Annotated in this window: 21 protein-coding genes; 13 read left to right on the forward strand and 8 right to left on the reverse strand. The window is 64.7% G+C overall.

The features are described from left to right. Window positions 1-390: 390 nt before the first annotated feature. From G3N58_RS22105 to G3N58_RS22130, 6 genes are all read left to right on the forward strand, one after another. On the forward strand, window positions 391-1,275 hold the full coding sequence (locus G3N58_RS22105) for an IclR family transcriptional regulator (RefSeq protein WP_206000225.1): 885 nt from the start codon (window positions 391-393) through the stop codon (window positions 1,273-1,275). Window positions 1,276-1,436: 161 nt separating this feature from the next. Then, entirely contained in the window at window positions 1,437-2,441 is a 1,005-nt protein-coding gene (locus G3N58_RS22110; RefSeq protein WP_206000226.1) for an ABC transporter substrate-binding protein, read from the forward strand. Between the two features lie 5 nt (window positions 2,442-2,446). After that, window positions 2,447-3,235, forward strand: coding sequence for an ABC transporter ATP-binding protein (locus G3N58_RS22115; RefSeq protein ID WP_206000227.1), 789 nt, complete (start codon window positions 2,447-2,449; stop codon window positions 3,233-3,235). Further along, window positions 3,232-4,050 carry an ABC transporter permease gene (locus tag G3N58_RS22120; RefSeq protein ID WP_167041337.1) on the forward strand — a complete coding sequence of 273 codons (819 nt, stop codon included), beginning with the start codon at window positions 3,232-3,234 and terminating at the stop codon, window positions 4,048-4,050. The genes G3N58_RS22115 and G3N58_RS22120 overlap by 4 nt, the downstream gene beginning before the upstream one ends. Beyond that, window positions 4,047-4,808: an ABC transporter permease gene (locus G3N58_RS22125; protein WP_167041334.1), complete on the forward strand. Its 762-nt coding sequence runs from the start codon at window positions 4,047-4,049 to the stop codon at window positions 4,806-4,808. The genes G3N58_RS22120 and G3N58_RS22125 overlap by 4 nt, the downstream gene beginning before the upstream one ends. A 69-nt stretch (window positions 4,809-4,877) precedes the next feature. Then, window positions 4,878-5,588: a class II aldolase/adducin family protein gene (locus G3N58_RS22130; RefSeq protein ID WP_205990220.1), complete on the forward strand. Its 711-nt coding sequence runs from the start codon at window positions 4,878-4,880 to the stop codon at window positions 5,586-5,588. Between the two features lie 159 nt (window positions 5,589-5,747). Here the strand turns inward: G3N58_RS22130 and G3N58_RS22135 are convergent, their stop codons facing one another. The 6 genes from G3N58_RS22135 to G3N58_RS22160 all read right to left on the reverse strand — a co-directional run bounded on the left by G3N58_RS22135 (window position 5,748) and on the right by G3N58_RS22160 (window position 12,733). After that, window positions 5,748-6,809, reverse strand: coding sequence for a porin (locus tag G3N58_RS22135; RefSeq protein ID WP_240162811.1), 1,062 nt, complete (start codon window positions 6,807-6,809; stop codon window positions 5,748-5,750). A gap of 89 nt (window positions 6,810-6,898) precedes the next feature. Further along, window positions 6,899-8,146 carry an MFS transporter gene (locus tag G3N58_RS22140; RefSeq protein WP_167041328.1) on the reverse strand — a complete coding sequence of 416 codons (1,248 nt, stop codon included), beginning with the start codon at window positions 8,144-8,146 and terminating at the stop codon, window positions 6,899-6,901. A 67-nt stretch (window positions 8,147-8,213) separates the two neighbouring features. Then, window positions 8,214-9,686, reverse strand: a complete 1,473-nt coding sequence (locus tag G3N58_RS22145; RefSeq protein WP_206000228.1) for an NAD-dependent succinate-semialdehyde dehydrogenase — start codon at window positions 9,684-9,686, stop codon at window positions 8,214-8,216. A gap of 20 nt (window positions 9,687-9,706) precedes the next feature. Further along, the gene (locus G3N58_RS22150; RefSeq protein ID WP_167041322.1) at window positions 9,707-10,927 is read right to left on the reverse strand and encodes an NAD(P)/FAD-dependent oxidoreductase; all 1,221 of its coding nucleotides are present in this window, start codon (window positions 10,925-10,927) and stop codon (window positions 9,707-9,709) included. Between the two features lie 8 nt (window positions 10,928-10,935). After that, complete coding sequence (locus tag G3N58_RS22155; RefSeq protein WP_167041319.1) at window positions 10,936-12,132, reverse strand: amidohydrolase family protein; 1,197 nt, start codon at window positions 12,130-12,132, stop codon at window positions 10,936-10,938. 25 nt (window positions 12,133-12,157) lie between these two features. Then, window positions 12,158-12,733: an amino acid synthesis family protein gene (locus G3N58_RS22160; protein ID WP_167041316.1), complete on the reverse strand. Its 576-nt coding sequence runs from the start codon at window positions 12,731-12,733 to the stop codon at window positions 12,158-12,160. A gap of 106 nt (window positions 12,734-12,839) precedes the next feature. Between G3N58_RS22160 and G3N58_RS22165 the strand changes: the two genes are divergently transcribed. Together G3N58_RS22165 and G3N58_RS22170 are read left to right on the forward strand one after the other, a co-directional pair. Continuing rightward, window positions 12,840-13,508 carry a DUF4286 family protein gene (locus G3N58_RS22165; RefSeq protein WP_167041313.1) on the forward strand — a complete coding sequence of 223 codons (669 nt, stop codon included), beginning with the start codon at window positions 12,840-12,842 and terminating at the stop codon, window positions 13,506-13,508. Window positions 13,509-13,607: 99 nt separating this feature from the next. Further along, window positions 13,608-14,324 (forward strand): GntR family transcriptional regulator, encoded by a 717-nt coding sequence (locus G3N58_RS22170; protein WP_167041310.1) that lies wholly within the window; start codon window positions 13,608-13,610, stop codon window positions 14,322-14,324. A gap of 180 nt (window positions 14,325-14,504) precedes the next feature. Here G3N58_RS22170 and hutG read toward each other — a convergent pair whose 3' ends face one another. Both hutG and G3N58_RS22180 read right to left on the reverse strand, forming a co-directional pair. Further along, complete coding sequence (gene hutG / locus G3N58_RS22175; RefSeq protein ID WP_167041307.1) at window positions 14,505-15,320, reverse strand: N-formylglutamate deformylase; 816 nt, start codon at window positions 15,318-15,320, stop codon at window positions 14,505-14,507. Window positions 15,321-15,343: 23 nt separating this feature from the next. After that, window positions 15,344-16,309 (reverse strand): LysR family transcriptional regulator, encoded by a 966-nt coding sequence (locus G3N58_RS22180; RefSeq protein WP_167041304.1) that lies wholly within the window; start codon window positions 16,307-16,309, stop codon window positions 15,344-15,346. A 206-nt stretch (window positions 16,310-16,515) separates the two neighbouring features. Here G3N58_RS22180 and G3N58_RS22185 point away from each other — a divergent pair, with 206 nt between their 5' ends. The 5 genes from G3N58_RS22185 to G3N58_RS22205 all read left to right on the forward strand — a co-directional run. Beyond that, complete coding sequence (locus tag G3N58_RS22185) at window positions 16,516-17,700, forward strand: FAD-binding oxidoreductase (protein ID WP_167283794.1); 1,185 nt, start codon at window positions 16,516-16,518, stop codon at window positions 17,698-17,700. A 35-nt stretch (window positions 17,701-17,735) separates the two neighbouring features. Further along, window positions 17,736-18,509: an electron transfer flavoprotein subunit beta/FixA family protein gene (locus G3N58_RS22190; protein ID WP_206000230.1), complete on the forward strand. Its 774-nt coding sequence runs from the start codon at window positions 17,736-17,738 to the stop codon at window positions 18,507-18,509. After that, a complete protein-coding gene (locus G3N58_RS22195) occupies window positions 18,506-19,435 on the forward strand; it encodes an FAD-binding protein (protein ID WP_167041298.1) in 930 nt (309 codons plus the stop codon). Before G3N58_RS22190 ends, G3N58_RS22195 begins: the two co-directional genes overlap by 4 nt. Continuing rightward, entirely contained in the window at window positions 19,432-20,061 is a 630-nt protein-coding gene (locus G3N58_RS22200) for a HutD family protein (RefSeq protein ID WP_206000229.1), read from the forward strand. Before G3N58_RS22195 ends, G3N58_RS22200 begins: the two co-directional genes overlap by 4 nt. A gap of 29 nt (window positions 20,062-20,090) precedes the next feature. Next, a partial coding sequence (locus G3N58_RS22205; protein WP_206000231.1) for an FAD-dependent oxidoreductase occupies window positions 20,091-20,234 on the forward strand: 144 nt, incomplete at its 3' end.

Consider the following 20,234-nt stretch of genomic DNA (forward strand, 5'->3'; position numbering starts at 1 on the left):
AACTCGATGAACCTTGTCGGGCAAATCCCCGCCAGCCGATCAGATGTCGCGAAACGTTCCACTAATGGACAAATGTTTGTTATGTGGAATATCTTAGCGTCGTCGAGAAAAAGTTCAAAAACAAATTCCGTTGGGGTTTACATGTAAAGCCGCAACACGCGCCACTATGCTTGGCTCAGCGTTTTTTCCGCAATTTCGTTCTACTTTTTCTTCTCGCGCCGTTCTCGTTGCGGGTTTCCCCTGATGCGGAAAACAAGGCTTTTTTTATTCCATCACGCTACGATTGTGCCACCTGAAAAATAGCGTTTCATTCACGGAACAAACAGGAACCCAATAGAGCGCGTTCAACGACGCCCTCCGCCGCGCGAGCGGCGGCCCATGGAGTAACGCATGACCCCCGAATTGACGGGCACCGCATCCGACACGCAGAAAGATCGCAGCGACACGAACTATCGCGTACCCGCTCTCGAACGGGGCCTGCGCATCCTCACCGAATTCTCGCTGCGCGAGCCCGTACTGGGCGTGTCCGAATTGTCGAAGCGGCTCGGCATTCCTCGCACGACGGTATTCCGGCTGCTGCAAACGCTCGAAGCCCACGGGTTCGTCGAGCGCACCGATACGGATCGCAATTGCCGGCCTGGCGTCGCGGCGCTGCGTCTCGGTCTCGAGTATCTGGGTTCGCTCGAACTGACCGGACTCGGCCAGCCGCTTATCGACCAGTTGCGTGACGACACCGGTTTTACCGCGCATATCCTGGTTCGCGACGAGCGAGACGTGGTGTTCGTCGCGAAAGCGCAAAGCCATGCCGCACCGTTCAGTTCGGTGAGGGTCAGCATCGGCACGCGCTTGCCCGCCCATGCGTCGACGCATGGTCACGTGCTGCTCGGCGATCTGGATGCCGACGAACTGCACGCGCTCTACCCCGAACGCACGCTCAAGCGCTATACGCAACACACGCCGGCAACCGTCGATGCCTTGCATGCCCTGGTACTCGCCAACGCGCGGCGCGGCTTCGCCATCGGCCAGTCGAGCTTCGAGAGCGGCATCTCGGTGGTGACCGCACCGGTGCGCGACGCGACCGGGCGCATCGCGGCCGTCGTCACGACGACGATTCTGAGTCCGCAACTCGCCCCCGCTTTATTCGAGTCGAATCTCGTCGACAAGGTGCGCTTTACAGCCGATCAGCTGACGCAGCGACTCAACGGCGGCCGCGTGCCGGGGAGCCGTGGTGCGGGTTCATCGGCTCGTCACGACTTCGTCAGGACACACGAATGACGACGATTCCGCAGTATCGGGCGACGTCATGACGTCGAGGCGAACGAAATCGCAAAAGCATTTGCGACAGGTTTTTTTAGCGCAGTAGAATCGGGCGTAGATCGAATTAGAAACAACGTTTCATAGACGAAACGCCAATACCCATATCAAAGAGGTGACCGATGAGAAGTAGACGTGTGTTCAAACCGTACTCCGCTGGCCGTGGCATTGCGCGCGTCGCCGTCATGGTCGGCAGCATTCTCGCCAGCACGCTCGCGCATGCCGATCCGGCCTCGCTGCGCGTCGGCATCGGCGGCGCGGGCGAGGAACAGCTCTGGCTGCTGCATGCGAAGCCGGCCGTCGCCCCGGGACAGGGCAAGGATTACACGCTCGACATCACGCGCTTTGCCGGCAACGACAAACGCTTCCAGGCCTTCGAGGCCGGCGCGCTCGACTTCATCACGACGAGTGCGAACGCGGCGCTGCTGGCCGCTTCCGAAGGCGCGAAATTCAAGGTCATCGCCTCGCTGTCCCGCGAAAGCGCGAACGGTTTCCAGACCACCTACCTCGTGAGCGACAGCTCGCCGATCAAGAGCATCAAGGATCTGAAGGGCAAGAAGATCGGCATCGATGCGCTCAATAGCTCGACGCACCTGTGGGCCAAACTGGTGCTGGAAAAGAACGGCATCGATCCGAATCGCGACGTGACCTTCGTGCCGGTCAGCTTCCCCGCGCAGGGCCAGGCGCTGCGCTCGGGCATGATCGACGTCGGCGTCTTCCCGCAGCCGTTTGCCAGCTCGGAAGAAACGCGCGGCGGCGTGCGGCCGCTGTTCACGTCGCGCGACGCGGTGCCGTTCGATCAGGAGCTGATGCTCGTGATCGCCTCGCCGGACGTGCTGAAGAACCAGCCGGCCGCCGTGCATGCATTCCTGAAGGACCTCAAAACCGCGACGCGCTTTTACGACGATCACACCAAGGACGCCCGTCAGGCCCTGATCGACGCTCACGACGTGCGCGTCACGCCGGCGGTGTATCTGTCGATGTCGGACTACTATCGCGACCCGACCGATCGCGTCGACGTGCAGACCCTCGCGAAAATGCAGGACATCCTCATCAAGAACGGCATTCAGCGCAAGCCGGTGGATGTGAATCAGCTCGTCGACATGTCGTGGCTACCGAAGGAATAAGTGCAATGCCGATTCTCGAAGCACGCGGTGTGCGCAAAGTCTTTGCGACACCGAAAGGTCCCGTTGCCACGCTGGACGGGTTCAATCTCGCGGTCGAGGAAGGAGAATTCCTCGCGATTCTCGGCCCTTCGGGCTGCGGCAAGAGCACGTTCCTGCACATGGCGGGCGGCTTCGATCAGCTCTCCGGCGGCGAGATACTCGTCGACGGCAAGCCGATCGATCGCCCGGGCCGCGATCGCGGCATGATGTTTCAGGGCTACTCGCTCTTTCCGTGGGCCACCGTCGCCGAGAACATCGCATGGCCGATGCGCATCGGCGGCGTACCTGAACGAACGCGCGCGGCCCGGGTCGGCGAATTGCTGACGATGATCGGCCTGCCGGAAGGCGGCGGCATGTATCCGGCGCAATTGAGCGGCGGCATGAAGCAGCGCGTCGCGCTCGCCCGCATGCTCGCGCTCGAACCGCGCATCATGCTGATGGACGAGCCGTTCGGCGCACTCGATGCGCAAAACCGCGAGCTGCTGCAGGAAGAACTCGGCAACATCTGGGCGAAGCATCGCCGCACCGTGCTGTTCGTCACGCACGACATCGACGAGGCCGTGACGCTCGCCACGCGCATCGTCGTGTTCTCCACACGGCCCGCGCGCATCAAGCTCGATCTGCAGGTGGACCGCGAAGGTCTCGACTTCGTGTCGTTCCGCAAATCGCAGCGCTTCTTCGAGTTGCGCACGACGTTGTGGGAAGCATTGCGCGAAGAGGTCATCAAGGCACGCGAAGTGGAGCGGGTCGCATGAGCGCCGTTCTCGATGTGCCGGCACCGCCGCGCCGCGGCGGATGGCGGCGCCTGCCCTACATGGCCGGCCGCGCCGCGGTGCCGATCGTGGTGCTGGCGCTGTGGCAGTGGTTCGGTGCGAGCGGCAAGCTGCCGCCCTATCTGTCGTTTCCGAGCGACATCGTCAGCGCGACGCGCGAGCTGGCCGGCGAAGGCGAGCTGTGGACCTACCTGCGCGACAGCCTGTTGCGGCTGATCGGCGGTTTCGCCATCGGCTCGGCGATCGGCGCGGCCCTCGGGCTGGTGGCGGGCCTGTCGAAGCCGGTCGGCGAATTTGCCGATCCGCTCGTCGCGTTCGTCTATCCCGTGCCGAAGATCGCTTTTCTGCCGATCATGCTGCTTATTTTCGGCCTCACGAGCGCGACGCAGACGGCGATCGTCGCCTTGAGCGTGTCGTTTCCGGTGTTTCTCGCCGCGCAGCATGCGGTCCAGCAAATGGACAAGCATCTGGTATGGGTCGCGCGCAACTTCGAGACGCCGTTCCCGACGCTGCTGTTGCGTGTCGTATTGCCCGCAACGCTGCCGGGCATTTTCGCGGGCCTGCGCGTGGCGCTCGCGCTGTCGTTCGTGTCGCTGTTCGCGGCTGAACTGATCGGCGCGAAAACGGGTTTGAGTCTGCTGATTACGGAAGGCCAGGACTGGGTGCGCTACGACATCATGCTGACCGGCGTGGTCGCTTACGGGCTGCTCGGCTTCGTCGCCGATCGCCTGCTCATGGCGGTGCGCAAACGCGCGTTGCGCGGCGTGCTGCTCGGCACCGAGGAGGCTCAGCGATGATCGCACTCAAACGTATGTGGTCCGGCACACGCGCCTGGTACTCCGTGCCGCTGATGCTGCTGCTCTGGCAATGCGTCGCGCTGTCCGGCCTCATTTCGGCGCGCGTGCTGCCGCCGCTCGGCGCGGTGTTCGCGGCCTTCATCAACGACACGATGTCCGGCAATCTGCCCTATCACGTACTGGTGACCACGGGCCGCACCTTCGCCGGCTTCGTGATCGGCTCGGTGGCCGGGGTGCTGGTCGGCTTCGGGCTCGCCCGCGTGCGCTGGTTCGAATACCTGTTCGAGCCGGTGTTTTTCGCGGGCTATCCGGTGCCGAAGATCGCGCTGTTTCCGATCTTCACGTTCCTGTTCGGCATCGGCACGCCGTCGAAAATTGCCTTTGCCGCGCTCGAATGCCTCTACCCGGTCGTGGTCGCAACGCATCTGGCGAGCCGCGCGACGGGGCGCGAAATCGTCTGGGCCGGCCAGAACATGGGCATGACCCGCGGCACGCTGCTGCGCCACGTCCTGATTCCGGCGGCGCTGCCCGGCATTCTGAACGGTCTGCGCATTGCGCTGCCGATCGGCATGACGGTCGTGATCGTGACCGAAATGATCGGCGACACGCACGGTCTCGGCTTCTATATCGCGAACTCGGGGGCCACGTTCCGCTACGACAAACTGTATGCGGGCATGCTCGCGATCGGCCTCGTCGGTCTCGTACTCGACCGTGCGCTGGTTTTCATTTCGCGCCGCCTCTCGCATGGCATGCGCTGAATACGCTTTGCGCGTGACCCTTCTTATTCGCGGACCTTATCCGCTGACGTATCGATTGACGAGACATACATGATGGACATGAACGAAGATCTCAAACGCGCACTCGACCGGCTCGCACTCGGTTGCCGCATTCTCGAACTGGAAGGCCACGGCGACATGTCGCTGGGACATCTGTCGCTGCGCGATCCGCAAGGTCGCGGCTTCTGGCTCAAACGTAATCGCATCGGTCTCGAAGAAGTACGCGGCGCCGAGGATTTCGTGCTGGTCGACTTCGAAGGCAAGCAGATCGCCGGCAGCGGCGGACGCCATTCGGAGTGGCCGATCCACAGCGAAATTTTTCTCCAGCGTCCGGACGTGCTGGTCGTGGCGCATACGCATCCGCGCCACGCCTCGATCCTGTCCGGCTGTCTCGAACGCTTCACGCCTTATACGCTCGACGCCGACTACTTCGGCGAATTGCCGGTCATGCGCGAAACGGCCGCCTTGATCGTCAAGCCGGAAGAAGGCAAGGCGCTTGCCGAAGCAATGGGCAGCCACGACGTGGTGATGATGGCCAACCATGGCGTGACGTTCTGCGGGCGCTCGATCGAGCACGCGATCTGTGTCGGCGTGTTCCTCGAACGCGCCGCGCGGATCGAGGTGCTCGCGCGCTCGGCGGGGCTGCCGCAGACGGCACTCGCCCCCGAGGCACGCGCCAAACGGATGGCACAAATCATGACGCCCGTGCATTGGGAGCACTCTTTCGAGTACTTCGCGCGGCGGGCCGAAGCGCAAGGATAAGACCGGCGCTTCGCCGGCGCTGCTCGTATCGAATGAACAAGGGGCGATCTGCTTACGCAGATCGCCCCTTGTTTTTTGCCGCTGGAAATCACCCGTGACCGACTCTCAGAATTGGACTCCTAAATGATTGAAGCAAATACTTAAATTCGCGCGACGGTTTTAGAAACGATGCCGTATCGCCAGCGAGAACGTCGTGGCCGATCCCTTCGAGGCGATCTTGTCATACAGACACACGGCATAGACATCGGTGCGCTTCGAGAGCAGGTAGTCGTACGCGAGCGCGCCGGTGTTGCGAATCCACCCATGCGAGGCCGGGACCGTGTCGTAGTTCGTGCGGGCCCACTCGGCGAGAACATAACCGAACGGTCCGGTCGGAACGGCCGCACCGGCCTGATAGGTACGGCTCGACGAGCGCAAGCCATACGTCTGACTGCCTTCCATCGCGCCGTACAGCGTGACGAACGGCAGCTTGTAGCGCATACCGGCGAGCCACGCATCCTGTTCGGACACCGGCGCGGTGACAGGCGTGCGCACACGCTGCAACGACACGCCGGCATAAAACGGCCCCGACGAATAGTTCGCGTGCAAACCGAGGTTCGCCACGCCGGGCTGCCCCGCCACGCCGCCGACGCCGTAAATGCCCGTCACGGCCAGGCCCTTCAGCGAGGGAGAGCTGTACTGGATCGCGTTGTCCCACACCGTATCCCCGATCAGGACGCCGTTATAGGTCGAGACGAACGATTGCAGCACGATCGGCGAGAACACGACCGAGGCCCCGAACGGATTCAGTTCCTGCATGTTGACGTAGGTCGGGTTCGTCTGACGCCCGAACGTCAACGTACCGTACTGCGTGCTGAATCCCATGTAGGCATTGCGGGAGAAGAACGGATCGGTCGGCTTGCGGCCCAAGGCGCCCGTGGAAGGCTGAAAGAAGCTCTCCAGGCTGAATATCATCGCATTGCCGCCGCCCAGGTCTTCGCGGCCGCGAATACCCCAGAACGACGTCGTCAAGCCGCCGCTACCTTCCACGAAGGCGGCCTTCGGATCTCCGGAGCGCTTGGACGTACCGATATAGGTTCCGACGGTTCCGTATAGCTGCACGAACGAGTCGGACGCGCCTGACTGCATGCTGCTCTGGGCATTCGCCCCATGCATTGCGGTCAGCGCCAGGCACGAGGCGGCCGAAACCGCCAGTCTGCGACGAAAGCGATTGCTCTGCAAGATAGATCTCCAATTTAATTAGTATGACTATTTATAAGAAACAGCAATGCGCGGCCTGTTTGACGAGGCCGCGTTTCCCAGCGCGCCGCTCAGTAGCGGCGAATCAGCGGCAGCATCATCACCGCGCCGACGAGGCTGCCCAGAACGATGACCAGCAGACCGGTATTGAAACTCCCCGTCGTGCTGACGATCCAGCCGATCAGAACCGGAGCGAGCGCCCCCATCAGATTGCTGCAGCCGTTCTTGACCCCGATGCCTGCCGACGTGACCGAGACGGGAATGATGTCCATCGCGAGCGCGTATTGGGCCGGCAACCCGAGACCCCAGCAGCCGGCGCTCAGCGCGATCACGATCGCCGCCACGTGCGGATCCTGAATCTGCGTGCCCGCGAAGAGCAGCAGGCCCGCGCCGGCAAGACCGATGAAGCAGAGAATCGCGCGCTTGCCCAGACGGTCGGCCAGCAGGCCCGAAAACACTTCGCCGATGAACATCAGAATGAACGGCAGCGACGAGTAGATCCCCATCTGCCCGAGGTTGAAGTGCCGGACGCGCTCGAGATAGGTCGGCAGCCAGCTGTTGAGCCCCCACAGGTACATCAGGAGCCCGCAGCCGTATGCGGTGACGAGCCAGAACCGGTAGTCCTTGAGGAACAGACGCAGATCGACCTTCTCCTTGGCCTCGGCGGCCACGGCCTGGCGCGAGCTTTCCGGGTCCGCATAGCGCGCGCGGTCGCGGGTCGTGAAGAAGATCAGCGGCGCCATGATGAACAGGCTGATGACACCGAAGATATAGAACGATGCGCGCCAGCCATACGCGTGCACGAGCCAAAGCGTGAGCGGAAAGCCGACGGCCGAACCGATCGGGCTGCCCACCATCCACACCGCATTGGCGCGGCCCCGCTCTTCGGGCGGGAACCAGCGGTGCACGATCTTCGCGATCAGCGAGAATTGCGGCCCTTCCATGATGCCGAGCACGACGCGCCCGAAAATCATCGTGCCGAAGCTCTGCGCGGCGCCCATGCCGAGCATCACCACGCCCCAGATCACGGCCGACACCGAGAGTGCCTTGCCGGGCTTGAACACGTCACCGATGATGCTCAGCACGACTGACGAAATACCGTACGCGATCAGAAACGCCGTCATCAGGAATCCCAGCTTGGTGGGATTGAAACCGACATTCAGGGCGTTATAGAAGTCGGGATTATTGAAAAGAACCGCTACGCTGATCCGGTCGAAAAAGCCGACCAGAACCGAGCCGAACAGGACCAGCACCACGATCCAGCGCATGCGCGACGAATGCCTGGCCACGAGGGGCAACGGCTTGCTGATATCCGACATTTAAAGTCTCCTCCATCCATGAAGCGCCAGCCCCGCTGACGCCGTGCTTTTCGTTGCGGGTGGGCTGTTACGCCACCTGCACGCAGACGTACTTCGTCTCCAGGTAGTCGTCCATGCCGTATTTCGAGCCCTCGCGTCCGAAGCCGCTTTCCTTGATGCCGCCGAACGGGCCGACCTCGTTCGAAATCAGCCCCGTGTTGACGCCGACCATGCCCGTTTCGAGTGCTTCGGCGATACGGAAGAAGCGGGACATATCGTTCGTGTACACGTACGATGCAAGCCCGGTTTCGCTGGCGTTGGCGATCTCCACCGCTTCCTCCTCGGTCGAGAAGCGCAGCACCGCCGCCACCGGCCCGAAGGTTTCCTCGTGGAAGATCTGCATGTCGAGCGAGGTGTTCACGAGCAGCGTCGGCTCGAAGAAGTTGCCGCCCAGTGCCGAGCGCTTGCCGCCCTGCGCGATGTCGGCGCCCTTGCTGCGCGCGTCCGCCACGTGTTCCTCGACCTTGCTGAGCGCCGCCGCGTCGATGAGCGGCCCCTGGCTCGTGCCTTCCGCCATGCCGTCGCCCACGCGCAGATTGGCGATCGCGGTCTTCAGCTTCGCCGTGAACGCATCGTAGACGCCTGCCTGCACGAGGAAACGGTTCGTGCAGACGCACGTCTGCCCCGTGTTGCGGAACTTCGAGGCGATGGCGCCCTGCACGGCGGCGTCGAGATCCGCGTCGTCGAACACGACGAACGGCGCGTTGCCGCCCAGTTCCATCGACAGCTTCTTCACCGTCGACGCGCATTGCGCCATCAGCACCTTGCCGATTTCCGTCGAGCCCGTGAACGACAGCTTGCGCACGATCGGGTTCTCGCAGAGTTCCGCGCCGATCTCGCGCGCGGAGCCCGTCACGACGCTGAACACGCCGCGCGGCACGCCGGCGCGATGCGACAGCTCGGCCAGCGCGAGCGCCGTGAGCGGCGTTTGCGAAGCCGGCTTGAGCACCATCGTGCAGCCCGCCGCGAGCGCCGGCGCGGCTTTGCGCGTAATCATCGCCGCCGGGAAATTCCACGGCGTGATCGCCGCGCACACGCCGATCGGTTGCTTGAGCACCATGATCCGCTGCGCCGCATTGGGGCTTTCCAGCATGTCGCCCTCGATGCGCTTGCCCTGCTCCGCGAACCACTCGATGAACGAAGCCGCGTACGCGATTTCGCCCCTCGATTCCGTGAGTGGCTTGCCCTGTTCGGCGGTCATGATGCGCGCGATATCTTCCTGATGCGCCATCACGAGGTCGAACCACTTCCTGAGGATGCCTGCGCGCTCCTTGGCGCTGCGCCGGCGCCAGGCCGGCAACGCGGCCTGGGCCGCCGCAACGGCCTTGGCCGTCGCCTCGCGGCCGAGCAACGGAACCGTCGCGATCGGCTCGCCCGTGGCCTTGTTGGCCACGGTGATCGTCGCGCCGTCCGGCGCTTCGAGCCATTCGCCGTCGATCCATGCCGCCGAACGGATCAGCGACGGATCGGCGAGCTGCGGCCGGGTAAATGAATGAGCCATGCCATCGGTCTCCGTTAGCATCACTGAATGGCTTGCGACTTGCGTACGCTGTCGATCAGCGACGTGCGCAACAGGAACGCGCGGTGACGCGCCGGGTCGGCGGCCGTCGCGGCGAGGTCGGCCAGATGCTGCGCGCGCACCGCCGGATCGGTCTCTTCCAGACGCTTCTTGTTCGCCACGGTCTGCTGCTGAACGAACTCGATGTTCAGCGAGCGGCGGCGACGCTCGTAGCGGTCCAGCACCGGACGCTCGGCATTGCCGTCCGCTGCCTCGGCGAGCGTGTTGGCCAGTTCCAGCGCGTCGTGAATCCCGCAGTTGAGCCCGAGCCCGCCGATCGGATTGTTCACGTGGCTCGAATCGCCCGCGAGGAAGATGCGCTGACGGCGGAACGAAGCCGCCACGCGCTGATGCACGCGGTAAATATTCTTGTGCAGCAGCGGATACGTCGCGCCGTCTTCCAGCGGGAAAATGCGGTTCAGGCGGCGTTGCGCTTCCTCGTCGCTCATCACGAACTCTTCCGGCACGTCCACCGGCGCCGGGAACACCGCGCGCCAGCGGCCCTTCATGTCGTCGCCGGCGACCTTGAAGAGGTTGCCCCACTCCTTCGGATCGGCGAGGTAGGCGCGATACGAACTGCCGAGCGCTTTCTCGAAGTCGAACGAGGTGGTCAGCACGAGGAACTGCTCCGGCCACGTGTAGCCTTCGAATTCGATCTCGAGCTTCTTGCGCACGGTGCTGCGCCCGCCGTCCGCGCCGACCAGGAACGTGCCGCTCAGCTTCTCCTCTACGCCGTCGCGGTCGATCGTCACGGTCACGCCGTTCGCATCCTGCTCGACGTCCACCACCGGCACGCCGAAATGCACGTCCACGTCGGACATCGTCTTCAGCTTCGCCGCGATGATGTTGACGAGCTTGTGCTGCTCGGTCTGCACGACGAACGGGAACTTCGTATCCTCGCGCAGCAGGTCGTGGTCGAAGCGCGCGATCAACTCGCGCTTCTCGCGGTCCCAGAAGTCGAAGTAACGCGCGACGAGGCCCGCGGCGATGAATTCGTCGATCACGCCGAGGCTGTCGATCATCTCGAGCGTGGACGGGTGCGTCGTGGCCGCGCGCGGGTTCGTATCGACCGTCTGCGCCGCTTCGAGAACCGTGACGGCGAAGCCGCGTTGCGCGCAGGCGAGCGCCGTCACCATGCCGACGGGGCCGCCGCCGACGACGATTATCCTTTTCTGTTCAGCCATGCCAGTTCTCAATGTTTAGGAGCCGCGAAATCGTTCATGATGCGGGACTTGATAACCCGCACGTTCTTCTCCGAAGCCGGCGTGTTGCGGCTGCGGCCGACGAAGCGCGGCACGCCGTCCGTGACGACCGCCGCGACCGAGGCGATATCGCCATTGGCCAGCGCATCGAGAGCCGTATGCTTGGTGCCGCCCACGCACGAGTCGAGAATCACGACGTCGGCGTCGCGGCCGACCTGCAGGAAGCCCGAGTTGATGCCGTAGGTGCGCGCGTTGTTGCCGGTCGCGGCGCAGATCGCCTGCTCCGGTGCCATCTTGCCGAGGCTCGCGAGGTGCGTGATCGTGTACATCATGCCGAGCGGCATGATGCCGCTGCCGGTCGGCGTGTCGGTGGCGATCAGGAAGCGGTCGAACTTGTCGGCCTGCACGGTCATCTCGGCGATCATCAGCAGCGTGCGCAGATTGCCGGCGGTGCAGACCTGCATCGCGATTTCGCTTTCGTTGAGAATGCGTCCGAAATCCTGATCCGGCATCGCCACGGGGCCGCCGTTGATATGGAACGACACGTGCGGCTGCATCGCGATCAGATGCTCCGCCCAGATGCCCGACGAACCCGGAATCGACGAACCGCCCGTATGCACCGTGGTGATCATGCCGTGCTTCTTCGCCCAGCCGATCATCGGCGCGTAGTCGAACGGCGTCTTGACCGCGCCGAAGCCGGCCTTCGCGAGCCACACGCCTTGCGAGGCGATGTCGCGCAGATCGTCCTCGACCAGTCCCGGTTCGAGAATGATGGAGCCCGCGAAAACGCGCATGCCGCCCGGGCGATAGTTGGCGAAGCAGCGCTGCGCGGCCACGGCCAGCGCCTTCACGCCTTGCGGATCGGTCGGCCGGCCCGGCACGTGCACTTCGGACGCGCTGATCGCGGTCGTCGTACCGCCGTGCACGTAGCTTTCGAGGAAGCCGACGGTTTTCTGGCGCGGCGTGTAGTCGCCGAACGTGTTGTGAATCTGCGAGTCGATCAGACCCGGAATCGCGGTCGCGCCGTCGGCGTCGATCACCACGTCGCAGGCTTCGAGCTGTTCGGCGCTCAGGGTGCCGATCGCTTCGATCTTGCCGTCCGCCATCAGGATGCTGTCGCCCTTTGCGAACGGATCGCGCCACTCTCCGGTGACGATGGTCTTCAGATTGACGATTGCCGTTTTCATTGCATCTCCTCCATAAGGAAATTGTTTAGACGAGACCGTCTTCGCCGACTGCCTCGGATACCTTCAGGCCGCCCACGCGAGCGGTCAGACGGCCGCGGTTCGCGAGGCAGAAGATCACGGCGACTTCGTCGGGCAGCGGGCCTTCCGGGATCGCAACGGTCATGCCGTCATAGTGCGAACGCACATAGAGCGCATCCTTGTAGGCGAGCGGCACGTCGATCGCGACGCCAGCCGGAGCCACCTTCGTGTACGAGGGAATCCATGCCTTGCCGCCGACGGCCGCGCGGATCGGCTCGGCGAATGCGCTCGTCAGCAGCGCGTTCGCGTGCTCCTGTTCGCCGGCGGTGCCGACGATGCCGCCCTTGCCGTAGCTCTCGACTTCGTACGGGCCCATCGCGTCCTTCGCGAGTTGAGCCAGTTTTTCGCCCAGTTCGACGCTGGCCTCGATCATTTCGGAGAGGTCGTTGCGGAACTCGCCAGCATACGGATTCTTGACGACGGCGATGACCGCAACCTTGTGCAGCGGACGTTGATCTTCGGCATTCGCCGGTGCCGGTTGGTGCTGAACGTACGTGTAGAGGGACTTGACTTGCAGCTTCATATCGGAGACTCCAGGGCCGGTAGTCCGGCGGTTAAAAGTATCGGTTTGACAAACAATACGATTGTCGTACAATCCAGTCAACAACTTTTTTTGAGAGGAGATCGAGATGAGCCGTCGCACGGTGCTGTTTTCGGAAATGACTCCCGACGCAAGCTGGGAGCAAGACTTCAACGACTGGTACGACACGGAGCACATTCCGGCGCGTATGAAGGCGCCAGGCTTCACGTCGGCGCAGCGCTACCGCAATGTCGACGGGCCGGCCTACCTCGCCATCTACGAGATGGAATCGAGGGACGCGCTCTCGACTCCGCAGTACAAGGAGATCAAGGGCAATCCGGGCGAGCGCTCGCGGCGCATGCTCGGCGGCGTGTCGGATTTCACCCGCTACATCGGCGAGGAAATCGGCTACTGGCATCAGGACGGCGCGCGCGCGAGCTCGCCGTTCGACGCGCAGTTCGTCTACGCCGTGTTCTTCACCGTGCCCGAGGCGCGCAGCGACGAATTCAATCGCTGGTATGAACAGGACCACATCCCGGCGCTGCTCGAATGCGAGGACTGGCTTGCCGTGCGGCGCTTCGATATCGTCGACGGAGACCCTCAACGCTTCACCCATCTTGCTCTACACTATCTGGCAAAGCGGGAAGCACTTGAGTCGGACGCGCGGGAAAAAGCGCGTGGCACGCCGTGGCGCGCCCGCCTCGCGGCGGAAGAGTGGTTCAAGGGCCATTACTGCGTCTTCGAAAAAATCGGTCAACGCTTCCTCGCGCAAGGGTAAGCGGCACGGGCCGGGCATCGGGAGCGCGCGCGCCTCGCGCGGCGCTCCGCTGGCCGGCCGCCGCATTACAAACTGAAAAGATCAAGGGAAGGGGACGTTATGGCTGTGGATCTGAAAGTCACACCGCAGACCGTGCTGTTTCAGACCACGTCGAAGTTGCGGGAAGCCATCATGCAAGGGCAACTCGCGCCGGGCGAGCGGCTCGTCGAAACGACGCTCGCGGAAACGATGGGCGTGAGCCGCACGACGCTGCGTGAAGCGTTGCGGCGGCTCGAATCCGAGCGTCTCGTTCACAACGCGCCGAACCGCGGGCCTTCGGTGGCGACGATCTCCATCCAGGAGTCGGTGGAGATCTATCACGTGCGCAAGCTGCTCGAAGGCGAAGCGGCCGCGCTTCTGGCTCAGTCGGCCACCGACGAGCAGGTCGCCGCCCTCGACCGGGCGCTCGCGCAATTCCAGGAAGCCGTCAATAACGACAATGCGCTCGATCGGCTCAAGTCGACGGGCGAGTTCTACGACGTGATTCTGCTCGGCTGCGGCAACCACATCATTCGCGAATTTCTGGAATCGCTGTTTGCGCGCATCAATCTGCTGCGCGCGAAGTCGATGGCGAATCCCGGCCGCGCGAGATTCAGCCTGCTCGAAATGCATAGCATCCGCGACGCCGTCAAGGCGCGCGACCCGGTCGCCGCCCGAGCCGCGGCCGAGGCTCATATTCTTGCGGCGCAGCAGGCGGCGCTTCATCCCGAAGAAGTGACGAAACCGGCAATCGAAAAACCGCGTGCGCGCACGCGGTCACGTTCGGTCGCCGCGTGAGATCGGGCAAGTCCGGATAGCGAAAGCGACTCCCGCCATCCGTGACGCCCGAAAAGCGTTCGCTCATCGAGGCCGGCAGCGTCTTGGCCTCGGGCCTCATCTCGCTCATCTCGCCTTATTCCGCCGCCCTGCGCGCGCACCCATCGGGACACCTGGCGCACGCGAATAAGGCGAACGGGTTCATTCGGGCACGCGAGGCGCCGGCAGCGTCCTGAGCGCGTCGAGCGCGCCGCCCACCATGCGCCGCAGCGTCGGCTGAACCCGCTCCGCGCGCTCGGGCAGATAGGCAAACGGCGCCGCTTCGTCCATATAGGTCGACTGGCACATCTCGAGCTGGATCGCGTGAATGCCTTGCTGCGGCGCACCGAAGTGGCGCGTAATATAGCCGCCCTTGAAGCGCCCGTTCGCAATCCATGTGAATTCGCCCGCCGCGGCGCCAGCTTCGGCTGCGGCCTGCAGCGCCGGCGCCGCGGTGCGTCCGTCCTGGGTACCCAGATTCAGATCGGGCAGCTTGTTTTCGAAAAGCCTCGGCAACACGCTCGCGATCGAATGCGCTTCCCACAGCAGCACATGGGGATGCAGCGCGCGCAGACGCGCCAGCTCCTCCGCAAGCGCGGCGTGATAAGGACGCCAGCAGGTCTCCACGCGGCGCTGCTTCTCCGCCGCATCCGGTTCGCAGCCCGGGCGATACACCGCTTCGCCATGAAACGTTTCGGTCGGGTACAGGCCAGTCGTCGTCTGCCCCGGATACAGGCTCTCGTCGTTCGGCGGCCGGTTCAGGTCGATCACATAGCGCGACACTTTCGCGCCGAGCAAGGTCGCCCCCATCTCGCGCACGAACGCGTAGAGCCGGTCCAGATGCCAGTCGGTGTCGGCCAGCGTCAGCGCCGCGTCGGAATACAGAGGGCGCAGCGTGTCGGGAATCCGCGTCCCGAGGTGCGGAATCGAAACCAGCAGCGGCGCGTCGCCGCGCTCGAGCGAATACAACTCGTTCATCGTCAAACTCCTGTCGTGATGGATCACTGCACGGCGTCGGCCGGCAGTTCCGGCAAAGCCTGCGCCAAAGCCGGACAAATCGAATGGTCGAGCACCGATCGCGTGAGCGCGACGATGTCGGCGGCAAAGTCGCCCCACGCGCCCTCGCGATGCAGCAGAAAAAAATCGCGCCGCCCGAGCCGGCTGGCCGGCAACGGCAGCACCGCGATGTCGTTCAGATAGTGGCGCGCCTGCCAGAGGCACAGCGGCGTGGAGATCGCAAAGCCGAGCCGCGCGGTCACGAGGCTCAGGAGCGGATCGGTCGCGTCGAATTCGTAGCGTTGCGGGCTCACGATGCCGAGATGCCGGGCGAACCGCTCGACCTGCTGGCCAATCACGGAGCGCCGGGTATAGCGGATCAGCGGCAGATCGTGCGCGAGGCTGCGCCAGTCCGCGTCGCGCCGCTCATGCAGATAGCTTTTCGCGACGACCGCGACAAAGGCCTCGGAAAACAGCGGCACTTCGACGATGCGCGCATCGTCGAGCGTGGTCTGCGTGCAGACCACCATATCGAGTTCATGATCGTGCAGCATCCGGCTCAGCCCCGGGGTGAGCCCCGACCACAACGAAATCTGCCGCGGCGTGCCGGACACGGCGCGGATCAGCTCCGGCCCCACCGTCGCCGCGAACGAATCGACGCAGCCGAGGCGCACCGGCAGCTTGCCCACCTGCGCCGCGTCGCCGATGCGCGCGCTCACGGTCTGCGCATGCTCCAGCAGCGGACCGGCCAGTTCGAGCAGCGCGCGCCCGGCCAGATTGGGGCGCGGCGGCCGGCTGTCGCGATCGAACAGCACGAGGCCCTGGTCGCGCTCCAATGCCGAGATCGCCTGGCTGATCGCGCTTTGCGTCACGCCGAGCTGCCTCGCCGCCGCGGTCATCGAGCCGGTTTCGCAGACGGCGATAAACGCCTGTAGCGCCCGCAGATCGATCGGAGCCTGTGTCCGTCCCATTGCCTCATCCTGTGGTTCGTCTCCACCAGCCTGCCCCCTCGCGATCGTTGATCGACGATCGGCGAGAAAGCGCCATGGTGCCTGTACCCGCCCGTGGCGTCAGTTTCATCAGCACCAATACGGGGGCCTCATTAGTTTATCTAATAAAAAATCGTCTGCCGCGGCTCGTCCCTACAATCCGCCCATTGCCATTTCGGAGAGTCCACATGAGCCACTATGATTTTGTCGTGATCGGCGCGGGCGTAGTCGGCGCATCGGTCGCTCATCACCTTGCCGCGCTCGGCGCAAAGAGCGTGCTCGTGCTCGAACAGGGCACCATCGGCGCGGGCACGACCTCGCAGTCGTCGGGGCTGCTGCGCACGCACTACTCCGTGCGCCAGAACGTCGAGCTGGCCCGCGCGTCGTGGTGGGCCTTCAACAATTTCGCCGAATACGTGGGCGACGAAGAGGCCTCGTGCGGCCTCGTCAAGTGCGGCTACATGATCTGCGCGCCCGAAGGCGACAAGCTCGAACCGCTGGGCGCGTCGCTGCGCGCGCAGCAGGACATGGGTATCGAGGTCCAGTTGCTGTCGCGCGACGAAGCGCGCGAGCGCATGCCGATTGCCCGCTTCGACGATGCCGCGCTGATCGGCTTCGAGCCCGAAGCCGGCTTTGCCGACGCCTACCTCGTCGCGACCAGCTTCGCCCGCTCGGCCCGCAAGCGCGGCGTCAAGATCATGGAGAACACGCGCGTGACCGGCGTGATTCGCGACGGCCGCCGGATCACCGGCGTCGAGACGACGGCCGGCACCTTCAGCTGCGGCACGCTCGTCAGCACGCAGAACATCTGGACGCCGGAGCTGGCCGGCTGGATCGGCGTGACGCTGCCGGTCAAGCCCGAGCGCCATACGGTGCTGGCGCTCGAATGCGAGGCCGAATACACGTTCGCGATGCCGGCCTTCAAGGACCTCGCCTCGCCGGGCATGCTCTATTACCGCAGCTATGGCGGCAAACAGATGCTGGTGTCCGAAGGCGTGGTCGGCGAAACGCTGAACGCACCCGAAACCGAACAGGGCGATATCTCGCTCGACTACGTCGCCGAAGTCGGCGCGCAGGTGGCCGAGCGCTTCCCGGCCTACGAGACGGCGGGCCTCGCCTCGTCGTGGACCGGCGTCTATGACGTGACGCCCGACTGGAACCCCGTGCTCGGACCGGTTGCCGATATCGAAGGGCTGACCGTCGGCTTCGGCTTTTCCGGACACGGCTTCAAGCTTTCGCCGGGCGTCGGCAAGCTGCTCGCGCAGCATGCGCTCGGTCTGCCCACCGACGTCTCGCTCGCCCCTTACGCGCTGAGCCGCTTCGAAAGCGGCGCGCTGCTGGTCGGCAAGTACGGCTCGGGCGCCGTGTCCTGACTTACCCTGATTTCCCGGAGAACACCTACATGGCTATCAGGATTCTGGTTCCCGTCAAACGCGTCGTCGATCCCAACGTGCGCGTACGCGTCAATGCCAGCGGCGCCGTCGATACGACGGGCCTCAAGATGTCGCTCAATCCGTTCGACGAATGCGCGCTGGAGAAGGCGCTGCAACTGCGCGAAGCCGGCGTGGCAACGCACGTCACCGTTTTGACCTGCGGCCTCGCGACAAGCCAGGACGTGCTGCGCACCGCACTCGCGATGGGCGCGAACGACGCGGCGCTGATCGACACGGCCGAGGCGACACCCGCACTCGATTCGCTCGGCGTCGCACGGCTGCTGCACGCTTATCTGGCGACCCACGACTACGGTCTCGTGCTCTGCGGCAAGCAGGCGATCGACGACGACATCGGCGGCGTCGCCGCGATGCTGGCCGGCCTGCTCGACTGGCCGCAAGGGCTCGACGCGAGCGCGCTCGACGCCACGGCCGAGGGCTGGCGCGTGACCTGCGGCGACGACAGCGGCACCGCAACCTGGGAACTGGGCGGCCCGTGCGTGGTAAGCGCGGACCTGCGGCTCGCGGAACCGCGCCGCGTCACGCTGCCGAACATCGTCAAGGCGAAGCAGAAGCCGCTGGAGATCCTCGGCTATCGCACGCTCGGCGTGGAGCCGGCACCGCTCGCGCGCATCGACGCGCTGAGCGAACCGCCCGCGCGCAAGGCCGGCATCCAGGTGCCGACCACCGCCGCGCTGATCGACGCGCTCGCGGCACGCAACGTATTCGGAAACACGGGAGTCGCCGCATGAGAACGCTCGTCCTTGCAGAGACGGAAAACGGTCAGGTCGCGGATGCCGCGCTTCGAACCGTATCGGCCGCCAGCGAGCGCGGTCTGCCGGTCGATCTGCTGGTGCTCGACGCGAGCGCGGCGGAGTCTGCCGCGCGCGTCGCCGGAATCTCGCGCGTCCTGGTCGCGGCCGCCGCTTCGGTGGACATCGCGCCCGAAACGCTCGCCGCACGGCTCGCGCTTCTCGCGAGCGACTATTCGCTGATCGCCGCGGCCCATCGCACGCTCGGGCGCAGCGCGTTGCCGCGCGCGGCCGCGCGTGCCGGCGGCGCGTTTCTGTCCGACATCACGGCGGTTGCAGGCGCGAACCAGTTCGTGCGCGGACTCTATGCGGGCAGCGTCGTGTCGAACGTCAGCACGGCAGCCGCCACGACGTTCGCCACGTTCCGCGCCTCGTCCTGGCCCGCTGCCGGCTCGGGCGAACAGGCAGCGGACATCGTCGTGCTGCCCGTGCTCGACAGCTTTGCGAAAACCCGTCTCGTCGAACGGCACACCGCCAACCAGTCCGGCCAGGACCTCGCTTCGGCGCGCATCGTGGTGTCGGGTGGCCGTGGTCTCGGCTCGCAGGAAAACATGGAGCGGCTCGGACACTTCGCCGCACAGATCGGCGCGGCGCTCGGCGCCTCGCGCGCGGCCGTCGACGCGGGCTATGTTTCCAATGCCGCGCAGGTCGGCCAAACCGGCAAGACCGTCGCACCCGATGTGTATTTCGCGTTCGGTATTTCCGGCGCGATCCAGCACCTCGCCGGCATGAAGGACTCGAAAGTGATCGTCGCGATCAACAAGGACCCGGACGCGCCGATCTTCTCCGTGGCCGATATCGGGCTTGTCGGCGATCTGTTCGAGGTGCTGGGCGAACTGGAGCGGCATGCCGGAGCCGCGCGATGAAGCCTGCAGCGGCTGCGCCCTCTTCCGCGGCCAGCGCCGCTCAGGTTGCCGTGCGCCGCTTCGAGTACGCCCAGTTGCAGGCGGAGCCGTGGGCGAACGGCAACGGTATCACCCGCACCATTGCTCGCGGCAGCGCCGCCGGACACGGCGAGGACACGGACTGGCGCGTGAGCCTCGCAACGCTGAACACGTCCGCGAGGTTCTCGCAGTTCGCCGGCTTCGAGCGTACCTTCGTGCTGCTCGACGAGGGTGCGGTGAAGCTGCGCTCGCAAGAGGTCCGCATCGACGCGCAGCGTGGCCAGCCCGTGCATTTCTCCGGCGACCTCGATCTGTGGAGCACGCTCTCCACGGCGCCCGTCAACGCGCTGAACGTGATGACGCGCCGTGGCCGCTGTGGTTCGTCCGTCAGCGTGCTGTCCGGTTCGTCGAGCATCGCGGCGGCGCCGATCCGGTTGCTGATCGGCCTGTCCGGTCAGTGGAGCGTGCGCGGCGGGATGCTCGACGGCGTCTTGCTCGGTCCGCTGCAAGGCATTCTCATCGAGCGTTCACGCGAACCGCTCGATCTCGTCCCCCTCGGCGCCGGCGCTGAATTGATCTCGATTGCCATCGTTCCCCTCTCCCTCTAATTGCGCGATCTGACGTCGCGACCTGACCTATGCTTACTTCGCAATTCGGCCCGCGCGAGTCGATGGAATACGACGTGGTGATCGTCGGCGGCGGCCCGGCCGGGCTGTCGGCGGCGATCCGCCTGAAGCAGCGCGCCGCCGCGCAGGGCGTCGAGCTTGGCGTGTGCGTACTC

This window comes from Paraburkholderia sp. Ac-20342 (genome assembly GCF_017104985.1).
GTDB lineage: Bacteria > Pseudomonadota > Gammaproteobacteria > Burkholderiales > Burkholderiaceae > Paraburkholderia.

Bases quoted from the DNA above. Each gene is read 5' to 3' on its own strand.
- G3N58_RS22105 (WP_206000225.1), top strand. From the start codon at position 391: ATGACCCCCGAATTGACGGGCACCGCATCCGACACGCAGAAAGATCGC.
- G3N58_RS22110 (WP_206000226.1), top strand. From the start codon at position 1,437: ATGAGAAGTAGACGTGTGTTCAAACCGTACTCCGCTGGCCGTGGCATT.
- G3N58_RS22115 (WP_206000227.1), top strand. From the start codon at position 2,447: ATGCCGATTCTCGAAGCACGCGGTGTGCGCAAAGTCTTTGCGACACCG.
- G3N58_RS22120 (WP_167041337.1), top strand. From the start codon at position 3,232: ATGAGCGCCGTTCTCGATGTGCCGGCACCGCCGCGCCGCGGCGGATGG.
- G3N58_RS22125 (WP_167041334.1), top strand. From the start codon at position 4,047: ATGATCGCACTCAAACGTATGTGGTCCGGCACACGCGCCTGGTACTCC.
- G3N58_RS22130 (WP_205990220.1), top strand. From the start codon at position 4,878: ATGATGGACATGAACGAAGATCTCAAACGCGCACTCGACCGGCTCGCA.
- G3N58_RS22140 (WP_167041328.1), bottom strand. From the start codon at position 8,146: ATGTCGGATATCAGCAAGCCGTTGCCCCTCGTGGCCAGGCATTCGTCG.
- G3N58_RS22145 (WP_206000228.1), bottom strand. From the start codon at position 9,686: ATGGCTCATTCATTTACCCGGCCGCAGCTCGCCGATCCGTCGCTGATC.
- G3N58_RS22150 (WP_167041322.1), bottom strand. From the start codon at position 10,927: ATGGCTGAACAGAAAAGGATAATCGTCGTCGGCGGCGGCCCCGTCGGC.
- G3N58_RS22155 (WP_167041319.1), bottom strand. From the start codon at position 12,132: ATGAAAACGGCAATCGTCAATCTGAAGACCATCGTCACCGGAGAGTGG.
- G3N58_RS22160 (WP_167041316.1), bottom strand. From the start codon at position 12,733: ATGAAGCTGCAAGTCAAGTCCCTCTACACGTACGTTCAGCACCAACCG.
- G3N58_RS22165 (WP_167041313.1), top strand. From the start codon at position 12,840: ATGAGCCGTCGCACGGTGCTGTTTTCGGAAATGACTCCCGACGCAAGC.
- G3N58_RS22170 (WP_167041310.1), top strand. From the start codon at position 13,608: ATGGCTGTGGATCTGAAAGTCACACCGCAGACCGTGCTGTTTCAGACC.
- hutG (WP_167041307.1), bottom strand. From the start codon at position 15,320: ATGAACGAGTTGTATTCGCTCGAGCGCGGCGACGCGCCGCTGCTGGTT.
- G3N58_RS22180 (WP_167041304.1), bottom strand. From the start codon at position 16,309: ATGGGACGGACACAGGCTCCGATCGATCTGCGGGCGCTACAGGCGTTT.
- G3N58_RS22185 (WP_167283794.1), top strand. From the start codon at position 16,516: ATGAGCCACTATGATTTTGTCGTGATCGGCGCGGGCGTAGTCGGCGCA.
- G3N58_RS22195 (WP_167041298.1), top strand. From the start codon at position 18,506: ATGAGAACGCTCGTCCTTGCAGAGACGGAAAACGGTCAGGTCGCGGAT.
- G3N58_RS22200 (WP_206000229.1), top strand. From the start codon at position 19,432: ATGAAGCCTGCAGCGGCTGCGCCCTCTTCCGCGGCCAGCGCCGCTCAG.